The following is a 22,667-nucleotide window of genomic DNA, read 5'->3' as shown; positions in this document are numbered from 1 at the left end:
GAAAGTGAGCCACCATTGTTCACCTCGACAGAAAGCAGATAAACCGGCTAAAACTGCTATCACTATTCATGATTTCTAAATAATCAGCAGGTACGGCAGAACCATGGACCGTCTCAACGCCATGCGCGTATTTACCCGGATCGTCGAGTCGGGCGGCTTCGCCAAAGCAGCGGACAGTCTGCAAATGCCCCGGGCCTCGGTGACCATCCTTATTAAGCAACTCGAAGCGCACCTGGGCGTGCAACTGTTGCAGCGCACCACCCGGCATATCAGCCTGACCCTCGATGGCGCGGCGTATTACCCCCGTTGTGTGCGTTTGCTGGCGGACCTTGAAGAGACCGAAGCGGTATTTTCCGCCGCTCGGCACAACCCCAAGGGCTTGCTCCGAGTGGACATGCCGGCGGGGATCGGACGGCTGATCGTGATTCCGGCACTGCCGCAGTTCACCGCCCGCTACCCGCAGATCGAACTGGAAATCAGCTTGAACGACCGCACCGTGGACCTGCTTCGCGAAGGGGTGGATTGTGTGCTGCGCGGTGGCTCGCCGCTGGATGATCCGCTGGTGGCGCGGCCGTTGGTGATGCTCGATCAGGTGACCTGCGCCAGTCCCGAGTACTTGCAGCGTCACGGCGTGCCCCAAGACCCGGCGGATCTACAGGGGCATCAGATGGTGGAATATTTCTCCGCCACCACTGGCAACCGTTTCGGCCTGGAGTTTGTGGTCGAAGGGCAGGTGCAGCAGGTCAATCTGCCCAAGCAGGTGTCGGTCAACAGCGCCGATGGTTACATGGCCGCGTGCGAGGCCGGGTATGGTCTGGTCCAGGCGCCGTATTACCACGTTGCCCGGCAACTGAAGGAAGGGCGTCTGTGCGAAGTGCTCAGGGGCGCGCCGCCACCGGGCATGCCGCTGACGGCGCTGTACCCGCCACACCGCCAGTTATCCCGGCGGGTGCGGGTGTTTGTCGATTGGCTGGTGGAGCTTTGCGCGCAACCGGGCCAGCACTTTTATCGACAGGAGTCAGGCGGCTGAACGAGCGGCCTGGGGGACGCTGCGTTGCAGGTTGTCATGCAGCCGTTGCATGTGCGGGCATTGCAGCGTCAGGTCCCGAGCCCGGGCGCCGCGATGGAACAGCGCGAACCAGCGGCCCTGATCCGGCGCGGGCAGCAATCCGGTGAAGACGAAGCCACTGACGTGCAAACGCTCAAACGCCTCGGCGAAACACGCCGAAAGGGCCAGCCTGAGGGAAATCAGCCAATCCCTGGGCAACTGAATCAACTGATCGAGCAGGCGCTTGTCCAGACGCTCGATCACCACGTCGACCCGGTGCTGATGCTGCTGCATTTGCAGAGGCTGGGACGGGTAGAGCGACACAGGCTTGCCGCTACCAAACACCGAATACAAATGCTGCACAAACCCCCGGCAACTGTCCGGCCACGCAATGTCCGGCAGCGGGCAGTTGTGGTTGTCGAGTGGATGAACACCGACCACGACGCTTTCGCTCAAAGGCTCGGCAAAAGGCGAGGGCACATAGTCCGGGAGTAACCCGGTGCCGTGAAACCCCAGGTTCTGCGCCATGCGCTGGGTGTAAGGGTGATGGGTGACTTGCTTGATCAACACGCAGCGACCGGCGACGGCGCCGGCCTGTTCCAGCAGCTCACGGCCCAGGCGCGTGGCAATACTCTGACCCCGGGTCGCCGGGTGTACGACGCTCAGGGCCAATTCGGTGGTGCCGGTCGGATGTCGGTCGCGGCACAGCGCAGCGTGGCCCAGGACTTGAGTGCCATCCACCGCGAGCATGGATTGCCAGCGCCCATCGCTGTTGTGCTGGGTGATCAGTTTTGGCAGGTACACATCCGGCTGCACGTAATGGTCGCCGTAGATCAGGCGAAACAGGTCGCTGACGGCTTGGGCATCGGAGGGTCTGTAAGGACGAAAAATCACGGCTCATACACCCGCAAATCCAGAACCCGCAATTGCTTGCCCGAGCGCGGATGCAGGGCGAGTTCGGTGGCGGCACAGGGCTCGACCCGGAACACCAGCAAACCGTCATGGCTCAGGGTGCTGATGGCGGGGTAGTGGGCGATGAGTGCATCGCGCAATGCAACGCTCAAGTGTTCGATGGCGCAAGCGCCGGTCTCGGGCACCCAGCGCACGCTCAATTGGTCGATGAAGTCCACCTGTTCGATGCGTAGTTGCCATTGATCACGCCCGGTTACACGCTGGACGATGGCGTTTATTTCATCGGTCAGCAGCGACATCACCCCCACGCGCACCCGCTGGCTGTGGGCGCTGCGGCCTTTAATGGCGAATTTTCGCTGAGGCGTTCCCAAGGGTTCAAGCCAGCAGGCGCGGTCACCCACCGGGTAACGTAACAGCGGCATCAGGCGGCGACTCAGGTTGGTCACCACCAACAGCCCCACACGGTTGCATTCTTCGATGATTTCACCGCTTTGTTCATCGATGATTTCCAGTACGGTGTGTTGGTCAAACACCCGATGTTCGCCCAGGGCGCAGTCGCGATCACTGCCGCCAATCAACCCGGCATCAACGCTGGCGTAACCGATGGAGGCGACGCGGGCATTGGGGAAGACCCGGGCGAAGGTCGCCAGTTGCCCGGCAAAGACGCTTTCCCCGCCATACAGCAAGGTATCGATGCCGTTCAACACTTGGTTGCGCTCGGTCAAGTAGGCGGCGAACTTCAGCAACTGCGCCGGGACGCCTGCCAGTACGTTGATTCGATGGTCGCGAATCGCACTCGACAGCCCTGGCAAATCAGCGTTGCCGGTAAAGGGGAATTCACTGATCGGGACGTCGACGTGAGCCAGGGAATCGTGGATGAACAGGAAGCTGGCGTACAGGTCACCGGTAAAAAACAGATTGGCCACCCGGTCGCCACTGTTCAATTGTGACGAGAAGCTTTTACCGAACGCGGTGACCATTGTTTGCCACTCGGCGTGGGTGTAAATCGCCAGTTTGCCCTGGCTGGTGGTGCCTCCGGTTTTAAACAGCAGCGCATCATGGACCGGCGCCGTGAGCACTGGCCAACGCGCCAGGTCATGGCTGCCGGCCCAATACTCGCCAGTGTTGATCAAGGGGATGTCGTTAAGCGTATAGCCCTGTGGCGGCAAGTGTTCGAGGTGCTGGTCATAAAAGCGCGAGTGTTCGCGTATGTGCTGCACCAGTTGGTCAAGCGTGAGTAGATCTTTCATTGGAATTCCTTTTCCGTTGTCCGGCGTTGGCGCCGGTCGATCACCAGCGGCGTTTTGCCGCTGTGTGGGTTGCGGTCGAATTGGATGGCGGTGCAGGTGGTGACATCCAGCACCAGCAGTGCTGCATCCACGGCGTCTTTCAGCGCGGTGTCGCACAGCAATTGGTTGTAAAGGGGGGCTGCCTCGGTGTCGGCACGAACGACCATGCGTTCGACCCCGTTGGGCGTATGGTCGAGCACAATCTGAATCGGCGTCCCCGCGCAGCGAGCCAGGTTTGACGGCGAAATGAACTCGGTGCCGATCCGCAGCCATTGCCCGTGACGTTCCAACAATTCGAAGCGCGGCGAACTCAAGCCGCAGGGACACGGCCCGTTCATCCAGCGCCCGGTGTCGCCCACTTCGTAGCGGCGCACGCTCTGGCTGTGGCGGGCGCGTGACGTGAACAGCAGGCGCCCGACCTCGGTGTCCCTAACCGGCACATCCTGTTCCAGTCCGACGATTTCCAGATGCTGGGTATCGCACATCAAGTGAAAGATGCCATCGCCGGTCGCCGCGCACGCGTGGCCCAAGGGGCCGGCGTCGACCGAGCCGTAGATCGCCGAGCGGATCGTCGATACCCCGCAACTTTCCATCAACTGGCGGCTGGCCAATCCCGGATGCTCGCCACCGAGAAACACCTTGCGGATGCCTGCATAGGCCCGCAGGGTGGTTTGCTCATTGAGAAACAGACGGTGCAGGGTGCTCGGCATGCCGATCAGCACGTTGACGTTGTGCTGCACGATCAGTCGGGCGATTTCGCCGAAGTCGTCGTCATGGGGCGCGCCCATTGGCAGGTGGGTGGCGCCCATCTGCTGAAGAATCCAGGAAAAACTGGAAAAACCACCGTACAGGTTGCCGCCATAAAACAGGTTCATGACCCGGTCCCGGGACGGATCGAGCCCGGCTGCAAACAGCCCGTCCGCCGCTGCGCGCATTTGCCGGTGGAAGTCGCGGTAGCTGAAACCGGACAGCGCCGGGGTGCCGCTGCTGCCACCGGAACGGAAATACAGCTGCGCCGTGCCGTCGATAGGCTGGGCCTGGAATGCGCTTTTATCCATGATTCCAAGGCCGGTAATGTCCGGGGCGGCGGGCAGTGAATCGAGGGTGGCGTGGGTGCTCAGCACGTCCACTGGCAGGCTCACCGAGAGCCGGCGACTCAGGCGCGTCAACGCATACACGCCATCGTGGGGCTCACCGGCGTAGCCGTCGTGGATCGCAATGGGCGGCGCAATGCGCGTGACGCCGGCGTTGACCAGCGTTCGCGCCAGCGCCGGTGTGTGTGCCGGCGGGCAAATCAAGGCGCAGCTTTGCAGGACCGTGCGCCAAGGCAGCAGGGTTTCGGCGATCAGGTGCCGTGGCACCGGTTTAAGCACCAGGGTACGGAAAAGCGGCGAGGGGGCCAGCTCACGATGGTGTTCCCAGATGACTCGCCATCCCGCGCCGGACCAGACCTCGCCGGTCTGCCCGGCGAAATATTGCGCTAGCCCTGCCATCGCGCAGCGCGTGGTGATTTCCGAGGCTTCCTGATCGGTAGGCACCAGTGCCGGCCAGTGTGGGCTGCGACGCTCGAACGCCTCGGCCAGGCGTGCGCCCAGTTCCTGAAGAACGGCCGGGTCGTCACTGTCCACCAGCAGCCATTGCGGGCTGGAACAGGCTTGCTGATCCAGGCGACAAACTTCGTCCACCAAGGCATCCAGTGCCGCCGGTTGTGCCGCTTCGGGCGAGAGGTAGGCGAAACTGATCCGGTGTCCCCAGTCGATCCAGCGACAGCCGCTGGGCAACTGCTCCCGGATGGCTCTGAGCGCGGTTTCGCCACCCCAGGCCGAGACCCCGTCGGCACGGGTGCACAGGCGTGCGATGTCCGAGGTTGCCACCGGCAGCACCGCGATAAATTCCGCCAGCGTGCCGCTGCTGTCGCACCGGCCAAGGGCCGCCAGCAGGCGTGCCGTCAGCCCCTGGTCACTGGAGCTGGGCCGCAGCCAGTTGATATTGCCCGCCAGCAGGCTTTCCAGTACGGCACAAAACGCCAGCGTCGTCGCATTGCCCGGTGTCACGTGCACCACCAGCCCCAGCGGGTGCCAACTTTCGAAGCGCGGTTGTTGGTAGTCGATACGTCGCAGGGAGCGGGGCTGCTCCCCCAGCTCACGTTGCAGTTTGTCGTTCAGGTGGGCGGGTTGGCAGAAGTCGATCAGCGCCAGGCGTTGATCGTCCTCCAGGCCGAGGTCCAGTTCCCGGGTCTGTAATTGCCGGGCAAAACCCGCGGCGGCGTCCACGACGAGGTGGCTGTCGATGGGCGTCATCAGCAGTCGCGGCAAGGCCTGGTGCAAAGTGTCCAGGGCGCTGTCGAGGGCAAGGTCGGCGTGCAGTTGGCCATTGATCAAGAACATCTCAAGCCCTCCCGATCAGTTCGGCAGCGGCCATGGCGCAGCTGCGGCCGGCGCTGGTGCCGGCGCGTCCATGCAGCACGAACCAGTCGCTGGACAGACCGCAACCGCAGGTCGCGCCGGGGTACAGGGTCGCCAGATCACTCATCACCACCGAATGAGCCGGGCTCGACGAAATGTAGGGCGAGACGAAGTTCAGCAAGCCCCGTTGGCCGTAAGGCTGGACGCTGAAATCGGCGGGGTTGCGCACGAACACGTTCGAGTACACCGGCACATGAAAATGATGATGGGCACATTCGATATAAGGCACCGCGTGCTCGACCGCGCCATAGCCGTCGCGACAGCGGTCCGCGTCGATGCCCAGTTGCTGCCCGATCCGCTCATACAGCCGAGCCCGGGGAATCTCCTGGGCCGCGTGGTTTTTCCAGCCACCACCGAGAAACACCAGTGAACCGGCAGGCAATTTCAGTGGTGCAATGTCAGTGGCTTCCATCCGCTGCAACGCCTGCCAGAGGAACGCCGGAAAGCCGAAAATGCGCACCGGCAGTTGTGCTTCGGCGAACGCCTGCAAGGCGCGGATAACGCCGAACAGATCGAACTCATGCCCACTGCCCGTGCGGCGCAGGCCATAGACAACCTGATTGGCCGGCGCATAACCACACAAAAACTGATCGGTATAAGCCGTGCCCAAGCGGTTGTCGGTTTCGGGTTCATAGCTCAGCAACAAGTAATTGCATGGGGTATCCGGAGTGTCCCAGCCGTACTGCTGGAAAATCCGTGTGACCATGCTTTGGGCGGCGCCGAGGCTGCGTGCGTCGTAGCGCATGCGGCTTTTTTGCCCGCTGGTGCCGGAGGAAGTCAGCTCCAGCGCGTCTTCACCGGTCGGGCTCAATAGCAGGTGCTGTTTGAAAAAATTGGCGAAGATCGGTGGCAGTCGCGACCAGTCATCCAGTCCCTCCAGATCCTGCGCATTCAGGCCATGGTGATTCAGCCAGCGTTCGTAGCCGGGGGTGTGGTGGCAGTGGAACAGGCTGATTTCAGCCATGGCGCGGTCGAACAAACCCGGCGGTACTGAGTCCGGGTCGTAGGGGCGCGCCAGCGCACAGAGCGCATCGGAGTGGGGTAGGTAAATCATCAAAAATCCTTTTTCAATCGGTTCATTCAGACGGCTGCCGTGTGGCGGCACCGTCGCAAGAAAGGTTGCAAGGGCACGAGGCAGGCAAGCCCCGCGATGGCGGCGATCCAGGCGAACGATTCCAGGCTGGCGCCTGCACCAAGCGCCGCGATCAGCGAACCGACGCCGCCCATGATCGAGATCGAAATCATGCCGATCATGGCCGACACCAGCCCTTTGCTGTCTGTGCTGGAGAACAACGCCAGCCGATACAGCGCCGCGTTGCTCATGCCCAGGCCAACGGCATAGAGCGCCAGGCAGCCGACGAGCCATGCCGTCGAAGCGCCGTAGAAACCAATGATCAACAGCGCAACGAGCCCGCCGCAAAACGGCCACAGGGCGTAGCGGATCAGGTGTGTCAGGGTTGTCGTCGCAATCAAGCGGTCGAGCAGCAGATTGCCGAGCATCACCGCGCCGAACACCGGAATCTGCCAGAGCCCATATTCCAGGGTCGACAAGCCCTGGCCCTGGATCAGCAACAGCGGCGCCAGACCGATCCAGGCAATCAGCGGCAAGCTCATCAACCCCAGGGCGACGGATGCCAGCACAAATCCGGGGTTGCGCAACAACACGCCGTAGCGGCGCAAGGTCCCACGCAAGTCAAAGGGTTCACGGGGCGTTCGGGCACCGAGGGTGCGGGGCATAAACCCATACAATCCGAGCCAGGTGGCGAAGGCGGCAATGCCCAGCATCAGGAACAGTTCGCGCCACGACCACCACTGCAACAGCAGGCTGCCCAGCAAAGGCCCCAACAGCGGCGACAGCAGGGCGATGTTGCCCAGCCATGCCATGATCCGCACCGCGTCGGCCTCGCAGAACACTTCCTGCAGGGCTGGATAACTGACGGCGATGACAAAACCCAGTCCCATGCCTTGAATCAGGCGCAAAACGTTGAAGGCCTCGATCCCCGGCACCCAGTAAGCGGCGAGGCAGGCCAGGGCAAACAGCGCGCTGCCGATGAGCAGCAGCGGGCGGCGCCCATAGTGATCGGACAGCGGACCCACCAGCCATTGCAGGACAATGCCACCGGTCAAGTAGAGGGTGAAGGCATACGGAACATGCTCCGGGCTGGCCTCCAGTTGTTCAGTTACGCTGAGCATGCCGGGCATGATCAGATCGCTGGCCATGTAGGTCAGCAGTTCGAAAACAGCGATAGCCAGGCAAAACCCGGAAAGCTGAAAGGGGCGCAGGTTTGTAGATGATGTATGCATGACGTCCTAGTCGAAACGTGGCGATCAGGAAGTACTCCTGTCGCTCGTTTTCAAGAGTAGTCAGGCATGCATGCCCGCTCTAGCGGGGGTTTGAGACGGGGGATTTCAATGGTTTGCCATGTATTGCAAGGCGGTCGGGCAGTCGCAATTTTGGATCCAAACTTACAAAGGTGGGAACAATACGCTGTACGAAAAATGCCCGCGACAGGCGGGCATTTGTTCAGGGTTGATTAAAAAAGTGGCTTTTCCCTACACGTCATTCAAGGGTTTGCATCAGCGATGTTCGTAGTAGCCCGGTCCGCCACGATCATAGTGGTGGTCCCCGTGCCAGCCGCCGTGGGGGAAAATGATACAGCCGCTCAGGGAAAGCAGAGCGATCAGGGGAATCAGCAGTGTGATTCGACGGAGCATTTCAAAATCCTCATGGTTATCGCCGCTATGAAGCCAAAACTCTTCATCGGCTGTAACATGAGACTGCGTTTGCCGCCGTTCATCCCCGCCAGAAGGTAGGAGCTTGGCATGCAAGCGGATACAAACCGGATACATTCCAAGTTTCAGGAACCCGCAATGACCCAGTCGCAACGTTTGAAATACTCGATTCTGATTTCCCTGGTAGTGCTGGGGATCATGTTCGGCCTTTCGTATCTGCAAAACGCAGGGATCATCAGCGAGAAGCTGTTCCAGTACATCGCCATTGGCGTGGCCGTGATCGTGGTCGTCGTCAATGGCGTGATGCGCCGCAAGGTCAAGCCTTGAGCGAAGCGTCCGAGCCCGATTCGCTGTAGAGAATGGCAATAGCCTGCGGATGCAGGCTGTAGCTTTTGTCCTGATTGAGCGTAATTACGCCTTCGCTGCATAACCGCTTCAATACCTCCCGCACACTCAGGAAGGACAGGGGAATATCCAGGTCCAGCAAATGCGTGTGCACGCCGCGCACGCCCAGGTTGCGCTCGCTTTCGGCGGCGCTCAGCAGGGCGTCGATGACCTTCAGGCGAATCAGGCTGGTCCTCAGGCCAAAGCTCTTGAGCAATACCCTGATGCGTTCGTTTCCGTGGCGTTCCGCCTTTTCTACAAAAATGCCTGCGCCAGCATTCATGGAAACACTCTTTGGCACACGGCTACCGTCCGTTGGCAGTTGCGAGTTGTACATGCAAAAAACTCCTTATCAGAGCCTGATCAGGAAAAAGTGATGGTGCTCTCAATCATTAAGACGAACGAGCACGGCAAATCATGAAGGCTTGAATGTAGAAAATTTGTCGAGGGCATGTGAGCGCCACGTGATGGGCGCGCCGCTGATCGTTGCCCGGACTAAATTTGCTGATGATTTTTTCGTTCCTAAGGCCAGGCACATTCCGTGTTGCACGCAGGGTGTGATTTTCCAAGGCCATGTCCATCAGGAGCGAGCGTGATTATTAGCAGGCAGTTAACCCGGTTGAGTCTTGCAGGTGTAATGCTGGGGTTGAGCCTTGCGGCCAGCGCCCGCAGTGCGCCGCAACCTTCGGGCGTGGATATTCGCCGCACAAGCTTCGGCGTGCCGCACATCCGCGCCGAGAACGAGCGCGGGCTCGGTTATGGCATCGGTTACGCCTACGCCCAGGACAACCTGTGCCTGATGGCCAACGAGATCGTCACCGTCAACGGCGAGCGCTCGCGTTATTTCGGCCCGGATCAATTCACCCTCGAAGAACGCGCCAACCTGGCCAGCGACCTGTTCTTCAACTGGCTCAACACGCCGCAGGCAGTGGCCGGTTTCTGGCAGGCGCAAACCCCTGAAGTGCGTGACCTGATCGACGGCTATGTGGCGGGTTACAACCGTTCACTGGCTGAGCGCCGGGCCCAGGGCCTGCCCGCGCAATGCCAGGGTGACTGGGTACGCCCGATTGCCGCCCAGGACCTGGTCAAGCTCACCCGTCGTCTGTTGGTCGAAGGCGGGGTCGGGCAGTTTGCCGAAGCGCTGGCGGGCGCCACGCCCCCGGCCGCCGTCGCCCAGGCTGCCAATGCGCAATCGTTCCAGCTCGCGGACATGCGTCAGCAGCGCTTTGCCCTGGATCGCGGCAGCAACGCGGTGGCGATTGGCAGCGAGCGCTCGTTCAACGGACGCGGCATGCTGCTGGCCAACCCGCATTTCCCGTGGGTCGGCGGCATGCGCTTCTACCAGATGCACCTGACCATTCCCGGCAAACTGGACGTGATGGGCGCCGCGTTGCCCGGTCTGCCGATGATCAATATCGGGTTCAACCAGCATTTGGCCTGGACCCACACAGTGGATTCGTCCAAGCATTTCACCCTGTATCGCCTGCAACTGGACCCCAAGGATTCGACCCGTTACGTGCTCGATGGCAAGTCATTGCCGCTGGATAAACAGACCCTCACGGTCAACGTGAAACAGCCCGACGGCCAGGTCCAAGCGGTGTCCCACGTGGTCTACAGCTCGGTGTTCGGCCCTGTGGTGCAGTGGCCCGGGAAGCTCGATTGGGACAATCAATTCGCCTACAGCCTGCGCGATGCCAACCTGGAAAACGACCGGGTCCTGCAGCAGTGGTACGCCATGAACCGCGCCACCAGCCTCAACGATTTGCAGGCCTCGGTGCACAAGATCCAAGGCATCCCGTGGGTCAACACGTTGGCGGCGGACGACCAGGGGCAGACGCTGTATATGAACCTGTCTGTCGTGCCGAACGTCAATGCCGACAAACTGGCCCAGTGCAGCGACCCGCGTGCCGGGTTGCAGATGATCGTGCTCGACGGCGCCAACAGTGCCTGTGCCTGGGACATCGATCCGAAAGCTGCACAAAAGGGTATCTACGCGGCGGACCAGTTGCCGCAACTGTTGCGCAAGGATTTCGTGCAGCACTCCAACGATTCCGCGTGGCTGGCCAACCCGGCGCAACCGCTGACCGGTTTCTCGCCGTTGATCAGCCAGGACAGCCAGCCACTGGGGCTGCGTTCGCGATTTGCCCTGGATCGCCTCGGTTCGCTGGCCAAGGCCGGGCCGGTGGCGGCAGCGGATCTGCAACGCATGGTGATGGATGATCAGGTGTACCAGGCGGCGCAAGTGCTGCCGGACCTGCTGAAGTTTTGCGGCGCCAATGGGGCGGCCCCGGCACCGGTGTGTGCCAGCCTGAAAACCTGGGATGGCCGGGCGAATCTGGACAGCGGCCCGGGCCTGGTGCATTTCCAGAATGTCATGGAGGCGTTGCAGCAAGCGCCGGACATCTGGCGCGTAGCGTTCGATCCGCAAGACGCCCAGCACACTCCCCGTGGTTTGGCGTTCGAGCGTCCGGAAGTGGCGAAGGCGATTAACGAGGCGATGCTGGCGTCGTTAGAACTGACCACGAAAATGGGCCTGAAAGCGGACAGCCACTGGGGCGATATTCAGGTGGTCAGCAGCGGTGGGCAGCAAACGCCGATCCATGGTGGGCCGGGTACTTTGGGGGTGTATAACGCCATCCAGAGCGTGCCGAGAACCGACGGCAAACTTGAAGTGGTCAGCGGCACCAGTTATCTGCAAATCGTGACCTTCGATGACAAAGGTCCGCATGCTCAAGGGTTGCTGGCGTTTTCGTTGTCCAGTGATCCGGCGTCGAAGTACGCCCGGGATCAGACGTTGGCGTTCTCCCGGAAACAACTGAGCGTGTTGCCGTTCACCGAGCAGCAGATCAAGGCTGATCCGCAGTATCAGGTGCAGACGATTCGCGAGTCGGATGAAAAAGCCGGGAAGATAGCGGCGCAATAAACACCGCGCGACAAGTTGTAGCCAACACGAAGGCCGCCTCCCCAAAAGGGACGCGGCCTTCAGCTTTTTGGTGCCTGGCGCGGAATCGAATTGAGCACCGGGTTGCCGTTCTCGTTGCGGGTCAGATAGACCGGCAACACCCGGGGCAGGGTCGCCACCAGATTGTTCAGTTCCTTGATGTTGTAGATACCGCCGATGCGGATCGACGCGGTGCTGTTATCGGCCACCATCACTGGCTTGGCCAGGTAACGGTTGATCAGCGGCAAGGCTTCGCTCAGGGGTAAATCGTCGAGCACCAGTTTGCCGCTGCGCCAGGCCAAAGAGTTGTCGTTGGCGTAGGTCTGGCTGATTTGCGGCATGTAGTCGCCGTGGCGAAAACGCGCCTGCATCGCCGGCCCCAGACGCAAGCCGTCGCCAGCCAAAGCGTCGTTGCTGGTCACCAGCACCGAGCCCTCGATCAGGTTCACCCGCACCTGGTCTTCATACAGCCACACGTTGAACTTGGTGCCCGTTACCCGAATCCGGCCTTCGCCGGCCTTGACTATGAAGGGGTGGGTCATGTCGTGGCTGACACTGAAAAAGGCTTCACCTTTTTTCAGCGTGACCCGACGTTCATCCTTGTAATTGCGAAAGGTCAGTTCGCTGCCCAGGTTCAACTCCACCTGGCTGCCATCGCCAAGGGTGACCTGGCGCACATTGTCGCCGGCTTCGAAATGCTCATAGGCATTGGGCAGCCAGCCAAGGTTCCAGCCAGCGTACGCCGCCAGCGGCAGGGCCAGGGCGCAGAGGGCGGCGCTGATGCCATAGCTGCGCCAGGACGTTGAATGTTTGGCGGGCAGAGGGGGCTCGGCGGACTCAGGGCGCGGCAAATCACCGGCCACCTCCCAGATTTCCTGCATCGCTTCGTATTCGAACGCATGCAGCGGATGCGCGTCGCGCCACTGTTCGAACGCTTGGCGCTCCTCGGCGGTGCAGTCGATGGCGTGCAGACGCATGCACCAGTGCGCAGCGGCATCGGTGATGGCGTCGTATTCGGCTTCCGAGAGGGTGTGTTCGGTCATTGACTCATCCTGATTTGCTGCATTCTAACCTTGAGGGCGAGGTGCCGAGAACATCAGTCATGGCAATTACCCATCAAAGTGGAACTTATTTTGCCCGCTGACGCCCAAAAACCAGGACGCAAGACGCCTACTATCCACAAATGGAGTGAAAAAATGATCAAAAGAACCTTCGCCGCCCTGATTGCCACCGCCAGTTTGCTCAGCGCTGGCGCCGCAATGGCCGATCGCCCGGGCGCAGGCTGGATCACCATCGAGAAAGCCATCGAAACCGCTAAAACCAAGGCCGGTTATGTCGAGGTCTACGAGATCGAAGCCGATAACAACGGCTACTGGAAAGGCGAGGGCCGCAAGGCCGATGGCGTCGTCTACGAATTCCGCATCGACGGGGCTTCCGGCAACATCCTGCGCGATCAGAAGGATTGAGCCTGTCAGGGCACTGTTGACGCAGTGCCCTGACTTCCCGTCATGGCGTTTGGCTGTAGAGCTGGCGCCCCAGATGGGTGATCAACCAAGACACCGAATCGGCATTTCCCAGTTGCACCGCCAGCCTCACGGTTGCATCCGTCTTGAATGTGCTCCGGGCTTCGACCAGCGTGTCCTTGCCGGTCAACTTCAATACGTGGGCCAGTGCCCGATCACTGTATTCGAAAGCCGTCTCACCAAAATTTTCCCAGACCCTGTCCTCGTCGTTGTAGATCGCGAACAACTCCGCATCGGGAGTTTTCGTCGAAAGCGCCTTGTTCTGAACCCCCGTCAATGCATCCTTGAGTGCGATGGCACGCAGGTTCGAGGTTTCGATCAGGTCAGGAAATGGGCGCAGGGCGTCCAGGTACGCAATGTCCTCGGTCTTGCAGACAATGTGGGAAAGCTCATGGATCAACGTGGCGGCTCGAGCATGGGTGCTGATCGGAAACGAAGCGTCTGTCATGTAGTTACGGTAGTGATCGAATTTGGGGAGAAAAAATCGCTCCGTGAGGTAGATCTTGTTTCTCTTGTCCGCGGGGATCGCGAACGCCAAGGTGTTCTCCGGATCGTCCTTTACCGCACCGATGACAAACCGACTGGATTTCTCTCGCCTGAGTGTCGGGTCGAGCAACGCGCCGAAGATCTCCTCCACGACTTTTTCAATCATTGTCACGTGCTCGGGCAGCACCGCCGGCACATCCAGAAAATCCCTGATCAGTTGGTGGACCGGTGCCACCCGAATCCCCGCGGTCTTCAACAACTGGAGATTGCGAAAGCTGTGCCAGGCGTAAGTGGTCGCCAGGTCGAGCCCCTCATCGATCAATCGCGCTCTTACCGGAAAGAGCTGGCGAATCTCAGCCATGCCGGAGGCCTGGACATTCATCCCTTGATTCACCGTGTCCCAGGTCTTCCAACGACGCAGCAGGCTGTAGCGCGGTGCGTTAGGGTCGACGTCCTGCACCCATTTTTTTGAGCTGTCTTGCCGCGCAAAAGGACCGTCCATGTTATGGCTGCGGATAATCCAGCGACTGCCGCGTTTGTGCACCGGGTACACCTTGCCCTCGATGGGGGCGTAGTGCTGCCGGGTGGTTGCATGGGCGTAGAGTCCCAGCGTGTGGTCCAGGGTCAAAGTGCCCAGGTCGACATCGGTGCTTTCGTGGCGCTGCAACTGCGTGCGTCCGGGGGCGGTGATGTCGATGCCGGGCCACGGTGTGGTGCTGCCGGGGGCGGGTTCAGGGTTTTCCATCGAACTGCGCAACATCGCCAGTTGCGCCATGCCACGGATAAACGCTTTCACCGCAGGCCCCCATTTGTGTTGCTGAAGGTCTTCGGCCGAGTCCTTGATATCGCGGTAGCTGCGCCACACGATGATCGGGTAGGCCAGTTTGCCCGACACAAAGGAAAACGCCTGGTCCAGGTCTTCGCTCAACACGCGCTGGATGGTGGCCCATTCGCTGTGACGGTCGTTGTCCGATTGGCAGCCCAGCAATCGGCCCAGAAGCAGGGCGTTGTCATTGAACAACTGCTTGAACAACGAGCCTTTGACAGGATTGGACGCGAGGCTGGCACCGGTAGAGGTGGCGCTCAGCCGACTCTTGAGACGTGCCTGGTCGGATGGCATCAGACTGTTGAGCACCCAGCGCTGCAATGCCCCGGCGGTTTTCAGCTCGCTCAGCAATGCGCCTTCGTTTTCATACTCCTTAACCCCGTGTTCCGGGCTGTAGGGCGCCAGCAGGATCTGCGGTCCGGTGGTGTCCTTTTTCGGTCCGATCAGATAAACCCCCGGCACTTTGATTGCCGCCTCTTTCGCGGTGCCCAGTAACTCGAGTGGACGGATGATTGCGTTGGTCCCAGCGACCGCGTCCCGGGCAATCGCGTCGGGCATGTCGATGATTTGCCTGATCAGGTCAAACCCGCTTTCGCTCAAGCGTTCCTGGAGTTTCTCCGAATGGGCGTGGTGCAGCAGTTGCCAGGGCAGTTGTTGGCTGAAGCGCTTTTTGCGCGTGTTGGCGTCGGCGTTCGTGTCGGCGAATGCGTTGTTCAGTTCCGTGCGCTGATGTTCGCCGGGCTTGAGCTCGCGGATCAGGTTCTTGATGTAGGTTTCATCGATCGCCGCCGGCAGTGCGGTGTTGGTGCGCGATGCTGGCTTGAAGCTGAGGCTGGCCAGGTCTTGCAGGTGAATCAAGGCAAAGTCCGGCAGGAGGTGGGTGCGGGCGGCGGAGGTGGCGCTGGCGCTGACCTGGATCTGCACGTTGTCCGGGTCGATGTCGTGCTTGTCCGCCCTGAGACGTTTTTGCAGTTCGTGATGTGCGGTCCGCTCGAGGGAGCGGATGCCGGACAGGTAATCCTTGTCCTCCCTGGCATTGTTCAAGTACTGGGCCAGCAGCTCGGTGTGAAGGATTTGGTCTTCCAGGGACGCGTTGGCCAGCCAGGCCGGAATCTTTTGCCGGGTGATCAGGGCCTGGGCAATCTCCGTCGCCCGTTGCAGACCGGTCCTGGGCGCGCCCAACGCAGCCAAGCCCAACAGGTCCGTGCGCAGTTTGGTCGGCAGATTCGACGCCAGTACCTGTTCGACGCCGGTGTTATCCAGCCGCACATGGGGTTTTTGCAGATGCTGGAGAAAATCCTCGTGAATCAGTTGCAGCGGCGCCAGGGTGTACGTGCGGCCGGGAATGCGTTCGCTGCGTTGCAGATTCTCCAGCAGCCCGGGGCGCTCGATGTCATTGACCAGGCGCCGCTTGAGTTCGGCCAGCATCGGCGCCAGTGACGGGAAGGCTTCAAACCCCTGGGCCGGGGTCCACAAAATGGTTTTGCCGGAATGGTCTGGGTCCAAGCCACCGCGCTCGGTCAGTGCAAAACAACTGGCCAGGTTCAGCGGTTGCGCCACGTTGTCGACGCTGAGGGCCAGGGCGAAGACATCCGGCAGAAAACCGTTCAACGCCGCGCGTTGCTGGCGAATCGGCGTGTCGAGCACCGCCTGGATGATGGCCTGCTCGCCGGCGCCCAGGGTGCGGCTCAGGGCGTGCAGTTTCAGTTCGCTGCGCAACGCGGTCGAGAGGATGTGGGAAAACTTCGGCTTGAGTACTTCCAGCGAGGCGCGAACACCTTCTTCGGCCTTGGCCACCGTAGTGACCAGGGTTGAAATGGCCGGGTGTTTTTCGATGTCTTGCTGCAACGAGTGATTCACCGTGGCCAGCAGCGCCAATTGCTGCTTGGCCGAATCGGCGCGCACCGTGGCCGGTTGCGCGCTCCAGCGCAGGTCCGCGTGGGTACTCCAGCGACCGTTGGCCTCGACGGCCAGCAATCGTTTGTCGAGCAAGCCCCGCACATCCAGGGCGTTGTCCAGCAATGCATGGGGATCCAGCACGCCGGCGCTTTCGCGGAAGCGGCTCAAGGCGTAGGTCAGGTTCTGCAATTGCTTGGCCACGATATCGGCCATCAATTGTGCGAACACCGGGCCGCTGATCGGCGCCCCTTCAATGGTTCGTTCCCGGGGTTCCAGGGACAGGAACGGCCCGCGCTCATCGAGGGCCAGGAAGTGCAACAGTTGGTCGTCGTGGCCCTCGCTCTTCATCATGTTCAACAGGGTCTGCTTGATCTGGCCCAGGTTGCCGCTGGTCTCCACACCCCTGGATTGGGTGTAGAGAAAGGCGCTGGTTGCACTGGTGCCGATCAGCAGGGTCGACGCCAGTTCAACGTAATGCTTGAGTGGCGCGGTGACCCGGACTTTATCGATCTGCAGCGCAGCGCTCGACGCCGGCGAATCGTCGGTGCCCGCCAGGCTGACGTCCATCAAATGCAGGTACTGCGTCGCCGTCAGCACGCCTTGCTGGCGCTTGAGCAGCAGATCGACGCAATAGGTGTCGCGCAGGCTGTCGGCGAAAAACGCCGAGCGGGCCAGGCTGTTGCCCATGGGGCTGTTCCAGAAGGTTTCGAGCAGGCTGCGCAGGTGCGATGTCAGACTTTGCGCAACCTCGCGCAACGCCACTTCCCAGGCCTGATTATCGCTCTCGCTGCTCACACCATGGGTGGGGTGGACAAACGCCCTGACATCGCCGTCCGGCCACTGGTTATTCAAGTAGTAATGCAGCACCACTTCGCTCAACGTCAGTGAGGACAGTCGGCGTTGAGGCGCATGGCGGTCGGCGTCGCAGGCAAAGCTGTCGAGTCGGGTCCGGCGCTGATCCAGTGCCGGGAAACTCTTGGCCAGTGCGGTTTTCAGCACCTCGTCGAGCATGGCGCGCAAGGTCGGAAACTTCAGCAGCTCGGCCAGCATCGCCGTGATGTTCCGTTGTTGATTGGCCTCGATCACGGTTTCCTGAGCCTGGAACACTGCACCGTCAATCACTGCCGTGGTCACGCTGAGTTTTTTCGCGGCCAGTGCCGTGCAACGCTGCTCGATGGACAGGTAGCGCAGCAATTCCCGTTGGCCGCCGGGTTGGGTCAGCCACTGTTCGAGGGAGGTTTTGAGTTCGGTGATGTCGGCGTATTTGATCAGGCCTTTCCACGGCGTATAGAGGGTTGCTTCACCGTTGTCCGGTTTGCTCATGGAGAAGGCCCCGGCCAGGGGGATCGCCTGGCCGGTGTCCGGGGTCAGCAGCAGTTGCCGGACGTGCATGCCGGGGTTGTGGGCCACGCGGGCCACATCGGTTGCCAGGTACACCGCCTTCAACCATTTGAGGTCATCGAGGGTGAAATTAAGTGCTTTTTCTCGATCACCCGGCTGCCTGGCGTTGCTCGCCAGTTCAGCCTCGGCAAAAAAATAGGGGAGCGGGGGAGCGGTCATGGTTTTTCCTCGATTGGATGGAGGAAAAACGTTAGGGCTGATGCACCGCGTGGGTGCGGTACATATTGCTTGGGTCATCGAAGTGTTCGACGCTTGACAGGACGCCTCTAAAACAGCGCTTAATCGGCCATGTTTTTTTGTGGGTTGTTGCCTGACCCCGTTTCAACTGTTGCCCGACTCAATAATAAAACTGGAGCCTCAGATGACCGCAACACCCGTCACTTCGGACACGCAAACCCTGGATTTCGCTTCACTCGTTCAATTGCTCGAGCAAGTCTTCCTGCGTCACGGCACCTCGGCCGAGGTCGCCAACACCCTGGCCCTCAACTGTGCCGGCGCCGAGCGCGATGGTGCCCACAGTCACGGCGTGTTTCGCATTCCCGGTTATGTGTCGACGCTCAAGAGCGGCTGGGTCAATGGCCAGGCGGTGCCGGTGGTCGAGGATGTGGCTTCGGGTTTTGTCCGGGTCGATGCTGGCAACGGTTTCGCCCAACCGGCCCTGGCCGCCGCCCGCGCCTTGCTGGTGGAGAAGGCCCGCAGCGCCGGGATTGCCGTACTGGCGATCCGCAACTCCCATCACTTCGCCGCACTGTGGCCGGACGTCGAACCCTTCGCCTATGAAGGCCTGGTGGCCTTGAGCGTGGTCAACAGCATGACCTGCGTGGTGCCCCATGGCGCCGATCGCCCGTTGTTCGGCACTAACCCGATTGCTTTTGCCGCGCCAAGGGCCGATGGCGAACCGATTGTCTTCGACCTGGCCACCAGTGCCATTGCCCATGGCGACGTGCAGATTGCCGCGCGCAAGGGCGAACGCCTGGCGCCGGGGATGGGCGTGGACAGCCTCGGCCAGCCAACCCAGGACCCGAAGGCGATTCTGGAAGGCGGCGCGCTGTTGCCGTTCGGCGGGCACAAGGGTTCGGCGTTGTCGATGATGGTGGAGTTGCTGGCAGCGGCATTGACCGGCGGCAATTTCTCCTTCGAGTTCGATTGGTCGAACCATCCGGGGGCCAAGACGCCGTGGACCGGTCAACTGCTGATCGTGATCGACCCGAGCAAAGCCGCCGGGCAGAACTTCGCCGAGCGCAGCCAGGAACTGGTGCGGCAGATGCACGGGGTGGGGTTGAAGCGCTTGCCGGGGGATCGGCGGCATCATCAGCGGGCTAAATCAGCTGTCGGGGGGATTGAGTTGGAGGCTGATGTTTTGGCGAACTTGCGGGAGCTGGCAGGACTTTGAAGTACGACTCGAACCCATGTGGGAGCGGGCTTGCTCGCGAAGGCGGTGTGTCAGTCAATATGGATGTCGACTGATCCTTCGCTTTCGCGAGCAAGCCCGCTCCCACAGGGGGATTGTGTTTAGCCGGTCGGTTTAGCGACGACCCAACAGCAACCCAACCACCAGGCCGAAACCGGCGGAGATCGCCACGGTCTGCCATGGATGGCCACCGATGTAGGTTTCAGTGGCGTCCACCGCCGGTTTGGTACGTTCGCGCACGTTGGTGACGGATTCCAGCGCCTGTTGCAGCTTCTGCGCGACTTGCCCGCGCAGGGTATCGGCTTCCTCGCCCACCAGGGAGGCGCTGCTTTTGAGCAGTTTGTCCGATTCTTCGATCAGCGCCTGAAGCTCACTGAATGCCTGATCCTTGATTTGGTCTGCGGCGTTTTGTACGGCTGTTTTGCGGGCCATTGAGTAACTCCTTGCGGGTAAGTGGGCAGTGAACAATGGAGTCTTGGGCGATTGAAAAAGTTGCAGTGAATTTGCGTACAGGCTCACCCGAGTAGAAAAATCCAGGGTCGGAGATTTCGTCCTACAGTGTAAGATGTCGCCTATTTACGCCGCAGGTATTTCCCATGAGCTTCAATCTGGCCGACAAACCCCTTGCCGAGCGCGCCGCGCTTGAAGACGAAAAATCCCGTCTGTTCGACCTCTGGCAAAGCAACCTGGGCAAGTCCAAGGGCGAAGCCGCACGGTTGTTCGGCGAGCGGGCCAAGCGCAAAGGCAAATGGGCCGAATGGGTCCGCGCCGAACTCGACCTCATGTCACCGCCCGAGTACGCCAACATGGTGCGCAGTGAAGTGAATCGTCTGATGGCCGCCAAATAACCCCATAAATAACACCGCCCCCCTGTAGGAGCGAGGCTTGCCCGCGAAGGCGATCTCATGAACGCCAACCTGTAGGAGCAAGGCTTGCCCGCGATAGCGATCTCAAGGATGCCTTCGCGGGCAAGCCTCGCTCCTACAAGGGCATGTTATTCACCGGGATGTGTGGTTGTCGCCATCGTGGGCAAAGCTCGCGACAATCGCCTCACGCACTTTCAACACCACCGGATCCAGTTGCGTGCTGGTGCGCCAGCCCAGTTCGATCGGGTAACGCGGCAACGCCAGCGGGCAGGGCAGCAGCGCCAGGCCGCAGAGCGCCGCGATGCTGTGCGCGGCGTGGGCCGGGATGGTCGCCACTGCCTGGCTGCCCTTGAGCAGATGGGGCAACGCCGCAAAGTGCGTGGTCGAGGCGCACACCCGCCGACTTAGCCCTTGCGCCGCCAGCCCTTCATCGGTAATCCCGATAAAACCGCCCGACGACACCAGAATGTGTTCCCTCGCGACAAATTCCTCCAGGCTGATGACCTGTTGTCCTGGCGCCAGACTGCTTGGGTCCACCAGGCACAGATAACCCCCTTCACCCAACACCTGACGGCTGAGCAGACGCTCGGCAAACCCGCCGGCGGTGATCGCCAGGTCGATGCTGCGCTCCATCAAGGCCTGGGCCACGATCTGGCTGTGGGTCTGGCGGAAGATCAGCCGCAGCTTCGGCGCACGCTGGGCGATGTCCTCGATCAGTCGCCGCCCATAGGCGATCTCGAAGTCATCCGACAAACCCACGGTCACCGAACGCCCCTCGTAGTGATCAGCCGCCGGATCGACCATGGCCAGGCTCTGCCGGCATTTGTTCAGGGCATCGCTGACCACCGGTTTCAACTGATTGGCCCGCAAGGTCGGCGCCAAACCGCGGCCGGTACGCACGAACAACTGATCGCCATACAACTCGCGCAGCCGCCGCAGCGCTGCGCTGACCGCCGATTGTGTGACGCCCAGGCGCAGGGCGGCGCGGCTGGCGCTGGACTCTTCGTGCAGGGCTTCGAAGACTTTGAGCAGGTTGAGGTCGACGGTGGCGATATTCATGGTGTTCATATCATTCAGCAGCGAGCGGGGCTTTATTCATGATCCGGTGGCGACCGAGAATGAGCAACACCTCATTGCCCCCGGAGTTATCGCCATGTCCAAGTCAATCGTTGCTGCGTTGCAAATCGGCGCCTTGCCCGGCGGCAAGGGCGAAACCCTGGAACAGATTCTTTCCTGGGAAACCGCCATTATCGAGTCCGGCGCCGGGCTGGTGGTCATGCCCGAAGCGTTGCTGGGCGGCTACCCCAAGGGCGAGAACTTCGGCACGCAATTGGGTTATCGCCTGCCGGAAGGGCGCGAGGCGTTTGCGCGCTACTTCGCCAACGCCATCGACGTGCCCGGCGTCGAGACCGAAGCCCTGGCCGGATTGTCGGCGCGCACCGGGGCCAATCTGGTGATCGGCGTGATCGAGCGCGCCGGCAGCACCCTGCATTGCACCGCGCTGTACTTCGATCCTGTGGGTGGTCTGGTAGCCAAGCACCGCAAACTGATGCCGACGGGCACCGAACGGCTGATCTGGGGCAAGGGCGACGGTTCGACCTTGCCGGTGATCGACAGTCAGGTCGGGCGCCTCGGGGCGGTGGTGTGCTGGGAAAACATGATGCCGCTGCTGCGCACCGCGATGTACGCCAAAGGCGTGGAAGTCTGGTGCGCGCCGACCGTGGATGAACGTGAGATGTGGCAAGTCAGCATGCGCCACATCGCCCATGAAGGCCGGTGTTTTGTGGTCAGCGCGTGCCAGGTGCAAGACTCGCCCCGAGCCTTGGGCGTGGAAATCGCCAACTGGCCGGCGGATCGGCCGTTGATTGCCGGTGGCAGCGTGATTGTCGGACCAATGGGCGATGTGCTGGCCGGGCCGCTGCGAGGGGAGGCGGGGTTGCTGACCGCCGAAATCGACACCGATGAGTTGATCCGTGCCCGTTACGACTTCGATGTGGTCGGCCACTATGCGCGGCCGGATGTGTTCGAGCTGAATGTCGATGAACGGGCCAAACCCGGCGTGCGCTTCACCGCATAATCCCACCCCTGTGGGAGCGGGCTTGCTCGCGAAAGCGGTGTGTCAGTCAACATTTGCATCGACTGACACGACGCCTTCGCGAGCAAGCCCGCTCCCACATTTTTATGGCGGCGGGTTTACCAGGTTGCGGCGGCGGCCCTCGGCAAACCCGGCGTGCGCTTCACCGCATAACCCCACCCCTGTGGGAGCGGGCTTGCTCGCGAAAGCGGTGTGTCAGTCAACATTTGCATCGACTGACACGACGCTTTCGCGAGCAAGCCCGCTCCCACATTTTTATGGCGGCGCGATTACCAGGTTGCGGCGGCGGCCCTCGGCAAACCCGGCGTGCGCTTCACCGCATAACCCCACCCCTGTGGGAGCGGGCTTGCTCGCGAAAGCGGTGTTTCAGTCAACATTTGCATCGACT

Annotated in this window: 17 protein-coding genes; 7 read left to right on the top strand and 10 right to left on the bottom strand. The window is 61.2% G+C overall.

Annotated features, from left to right (window positions below; genetic code table 11):
* Positions 1–103 precede the first annotated feature (103 nt).
* Positions 104–1,030 carry a LysR family transcriptional regulator gene (locus tag BK665_RS17070; protein ID WP_123407466.1) on the top strand — a complete coding sequence of 309 codons (927 nt, stop codon included), beginning with the start codon at positions 104–106 and terminating at the stop codon, positions 1,028–1,030.
* On the opposite strand, the gene BK665_RS17065 is transcribed toward BK665_RS17070, so the two are convergent.
* The 5 genes from BK665_RS17065 to BK665_RS17045 are packed head-to-tail and all read right to left on the bottom strand — an operon-like array spanning position 1,019 to position 8,018.
* Positions 1,019–1,942 (bottom strand): GNAT family N-acetyltransferase, encoded by a 924-nt coding sequence (locus tag BK665_RS17065; RefSeq protein ID WP_123407464.1) that lies wholly within the window; start codon positions 1,940–1,942, stop codon positions 1,019–1,021. The two genes, BK665_RS17070 and BK665_RS17065, sit on opposite strands and share 12 nt — an antisense overlap.
* Positions 1,939–3,210 carry an AMP-binding protein gene (locus BK665_RS17060; protein ID WP_123407462.1) on the bottom strand — a complete coding sequence of 424 codons (1,272 nt, stop codon included), beginning with the start codon at positions 3,208–3,210 and terminating at the stop codon, positions 1,939–1,941. The genes BK665_RS17065 and BK665_RS17060 overlap by 4 nt, the downstream gene beginning before the upstream one ends.
* Positions 3,207–5,636, bottom strand: a complete 2,430-nt coding sequence (locus tag BK665_RS17055) for an acyl-CoA reductase (protein WP_123407460.1) — start codon at positions 5,634–5,636, stop codon at positions 3,207–3,209. The genes BK665_RS17060 and BK665_RS17055 overlap by 4 nt, the downstream gene beginning before the upstream one ends.
* 1 nt (position 5,637) lies before the next feature.
* Positions 5,638–6,768, bottom strand: a complete 1,131-nt coding sequence (locus BK665_RS17050; RefSeq protein ID WP_123407458.1) for a LuxE/PaaK family acyltransferase — start codon at positions 6,766–6,768, stop codon at positions 5,638–5,640.
* A gap of 26 nt (positions 6,769–6,794) precedes the next feature.
* Positions 6,795–8,018, bottom strand: a complete 1,224-nt coding sequence (locus BK665_RS17045) for an MFS transporter (protein WP_123407456.1) — start codon at positions 8,016–8,018, stop codon at positions 6,795–6,797.
* Between the two features lie 567 nt (positions 8,019–8,585).
* Between BK665_RS17045 and BK665_RS17040 the strand changes: the two genes are divergently transcribed.
* On the top strand, positions 8,586–8,774 hold the full coding sequence (locus BK665_RS17040; RefSeq protein WP_054046397.1) for a hypothetical protein: 189 nt from the start codon (positions 8,586–8,588) through the stop codon (positions 8,772–8,774).
* On the opposite strand, the gene BK665_RS17035 is transcribed toward BK665_RS17040, so the two are convergent.
* The gene (locus BK665_RS17035; RefSeq protein ID WP_123407454.1) at positions 8,764–9,168 is read right to left on the bottom strand and encodes a fe2+ zn2+ uptake regulation protein; all 405 of its coding nucleotides are present in this window, start codon (positions 9,166–9,168) and stop codon (positions 8,764–8,766) included. The genes BK665_RS17040 and BK665_RS17035 overlap by 11 nt on opposite strands.
* 255 nt (positions 9,169–9,423) lie before the next feature.
* On the opposite strand from BK665_RS17035, the gene pvdQ reads away from it, so the two are divergent.
* Positions 9,424–11,754 (top strand): bifunctional acylase PvdQ, encoded by a 2,331-nt coding sequence (pvdQ, locus tag BK665_RS17030; protein ID WP_123407452.1) that lies wholly within the window; start codon positions 9,424–9,426, stop codon positions 11,752–11,754.
* 59 nt (positions 11,755–11,813) lie between these two features.
* Here pvdQ and BK665_RS17025 read toward each other — a convergent pair whose 3' ends face one another.
* Complete coding sequence (locus BK665_RS17025) at positions 11,814–12,815, bottom strand: FecR family protein (protein WP_123407450.1); 1,002 nt, start codon at positions 12,813–12,815, stop codon at positions 11,814–11,816.
* Between the two features lie 153 nt (positions 12,816–12,968).
* On the opposite strand from BK665_RS17025, the gene BK665_RS17020 reads away from it, so the two are divergent.
* On the top strand, positions 12,969–13,238 hold the full coding sequence (locus tag BK665_RS17020; RefSeq protein ID WP_123407447.1) for a PepSY domain-containing protein: 270 nt from the start codon (positions 12,969–12,971) through the stop codon (positions 13,236–13,238).
* 40 nt (positions 13,239–13,278) lie between these two features.
* On the opposite strand, the gene BK665_RS17015 is transcribed toward BK665_RS17020, so the two are convergent.
* Entirely contained in the window at positions 13,279–18,066 is a 4,788-nt protein-coding gene (locus BK665_RS17015; RefSeq protein WP_123407445.1) for a dermonecrotic toxin domain-containing protein, read from the bottom strand.
* A 202-nt stretch (positions 18,067–18,268) separates the two neighbouring features.
* On the opposite strand from BK665_RS17015, the gene BK665_RS17010 reads away from it, so the two are divergent.
* Positions 18,269–19,300 carry an Ldh family oxidoreductase gene (locus BK665_RS17010; protein WP_123407443.1) on the top strand — a complete coding sequence of 344 codons (1,032 nt, stop codon included), beginning with the start codon at positions 18,269–18,271 and terminating at the stop codon, positions 19,298–19,300.
* A 132-nt stretch (positions 19,301–19,432) separates the two neighbouring features.
* Here BK665_RS17010 and BK665_RS17000 read toward each other — a convergent pair whose 3' ends face one another.
* Positions 19,433–19,750, bottom strand: a complete 318-nt coding sequence (locus BK665_RS17000) for an ElaB/YgaM/YqjD family protein (protein WP_123407442.1) — start codon at positions 19,748–19,750, stop codon at positions 19,433–19,435.
* A gap of 164 nt (positions 19,751–19,914) precedes the next feature.
* Between BK665_RS17000 and BK665_RS16995 the strand changes: the two genes are divergently transcribed.
* Positions 19,915–20,166: a hypothetical protein gene (locus tag BK665_RS16995; protein WP_123407440.1), complete on the top strand. Its 252-nt coding sequence runs from the start codon at positions 19,915–19,917 to the stop codon at positions 20,164–20,166.
* A 150-nt stretch (positions 20,167–20,316) separates the two neighbouring features.
* Here BK665_RS16995 and BK665_RS16990 read toward each other — a convergent pair whose 3' ends face one another.
* Complete coding sequence (locus BK665_RS16990; RefSeq protein ID WP_123407437.1) at positions 20,317–21,252, bottom strand: LysR family transcriptional regulator; 936 nt, start codon at positions 21,250–21,252, stop codon at positions 20,317–20,319.
* Positions 21,253–21,337: 85 nt separating this feature from the next.
* Between BK665_RS16990 and BK665_RS16985 the strand changes: the two genes are divergently transcribed.
* The gene (locus BK665_RS16985) at positions 21,338–22,261 is read left to right on the top strand and encodes a carbon-nitrogen hydrolase family protein (RefSeq protein ID WP_123407435.1); all 924 of its coding nucleotides are present in this window, start codon (positions 21,338–21,340) and stop codon (positions 22,259–22,261) included.
* Positions 22,262–22,667 lie beyond the last annotated feature (406 nt).

The organism is Pseudomonas frederiksbergensis (assembly GCF_003732665.1).
Lineage (GTDB): Bacteria > Pseudomonadota > Gammaproteobacteria > Pseudomonadales > Pseudomonadaceae > Aquipseudomonas > Aquipseudomonas frederiksbergensis_G.
The sequence above is the reverse complement of the archived record's forward strand: the minus strand, read 5'-3'. Positions and strand labels throughout refer to the sequence as shown.

Coding starts and splice junctions, on each gene's coding strand:
- BK665_RS17025 (WP_123407450.1), bottom strand. CDS start 12,815: ATGACCGAACACACCCTCTCGGAAGCCGAATACGACGCCATCACCGAT.
- BK665_RS17035 (WP_123407454.1), bottom strand. CDS start 9,168: ATGTACAACTCGCAACTGCCAACGGACGGTAGCCGTGTGCCAAAGAGT.
- BK665_RS16995 (WP_123407440.1), top strand. CDS start 19,915: ATGAGCTTCAATCTGGCCGACAAACCCCTTGCCGAGCGCGCCGCGCTT.
- BK665_RS17060 (WP_123407462.1), bottom strand. CDS start 3,210: ATGAAAGATCTACTCACGCTTGACCAACTGGTGCAGCACATACGCGAA.
- BK665_RS17040 (WP_054046397.1), top strand. CDS start 8,586: ATGACCCAGTCGCAACGTTTGAAATACTCGATTCTGATTTCCCTGGTA.
- BK665_RS17010 (WP_123407443.1), top strand. CDS start 18,269: ATGACCGCAACACCCGTCACTTCGGACACGCAAACCCTGGATTTCGCT.
- BK665_RS17045 (WP_123407456.1), bottom strand. CDS start 8,018: ATGCATACATCATCTACAAACCTGCGCCCCTTTCAGCTTTCCGGGTTT.
- BK665_RS17015 (WP_123407445.1), bottom strand. CDS start 18,066: ATGACCGCTCCCCCGCTCCCCTATTTTTTTGCCGAGGCTGAACTGGCG.
- BK665_RS16985 (WP_123407435.1), top strand. CDS start 21,338: ATGTCCAAGTCAATCGTTGCTGCGTTGCAAATCGGCGCCTTGCCCGGC.
- BK665_RS17020 (WP_123407447.1), top strand. CDS start 12,969: ATGATCAAAAGAACCTTCGCCGCCCTGATTGCCACCGCCAGTTTGCTC.
- BK665_RS17000 (WP_123407442.1), bottom strand. CDS start 19,750: ATGGCCCGCAAAACAGCCGTACAAAACGCCGCAGACCAAATCAAGGAT.
- BK665_RS17070 (WP_123407466.1), top strand. CDS start 104: ATGGACCGTCTCAACGCCATGCGCGTATTTACCCGGATCGTCGAGTCG.
- BK665_RS17050 (WP_123407458.1), bottom strand. CDS start 6,768: ATGATTTACCTACCCCACTCCGATGCGCTCTGTGCGCTGGCGCGCCCC.
- BK665_RS17055 (WP_123407460.1), bottom strand. CDS start 5,636: ATGTTCTTGATCAATGGCCAACTGCACGCCGACCTTGCCCTCGACAGC.
- BK665_RS16990 (WP_123407437.1), bottom strand. CDS start 21,252: ATGAACACCATGAATATCGCCACCGTCGACCTCAACCTGCTCAAAGTC.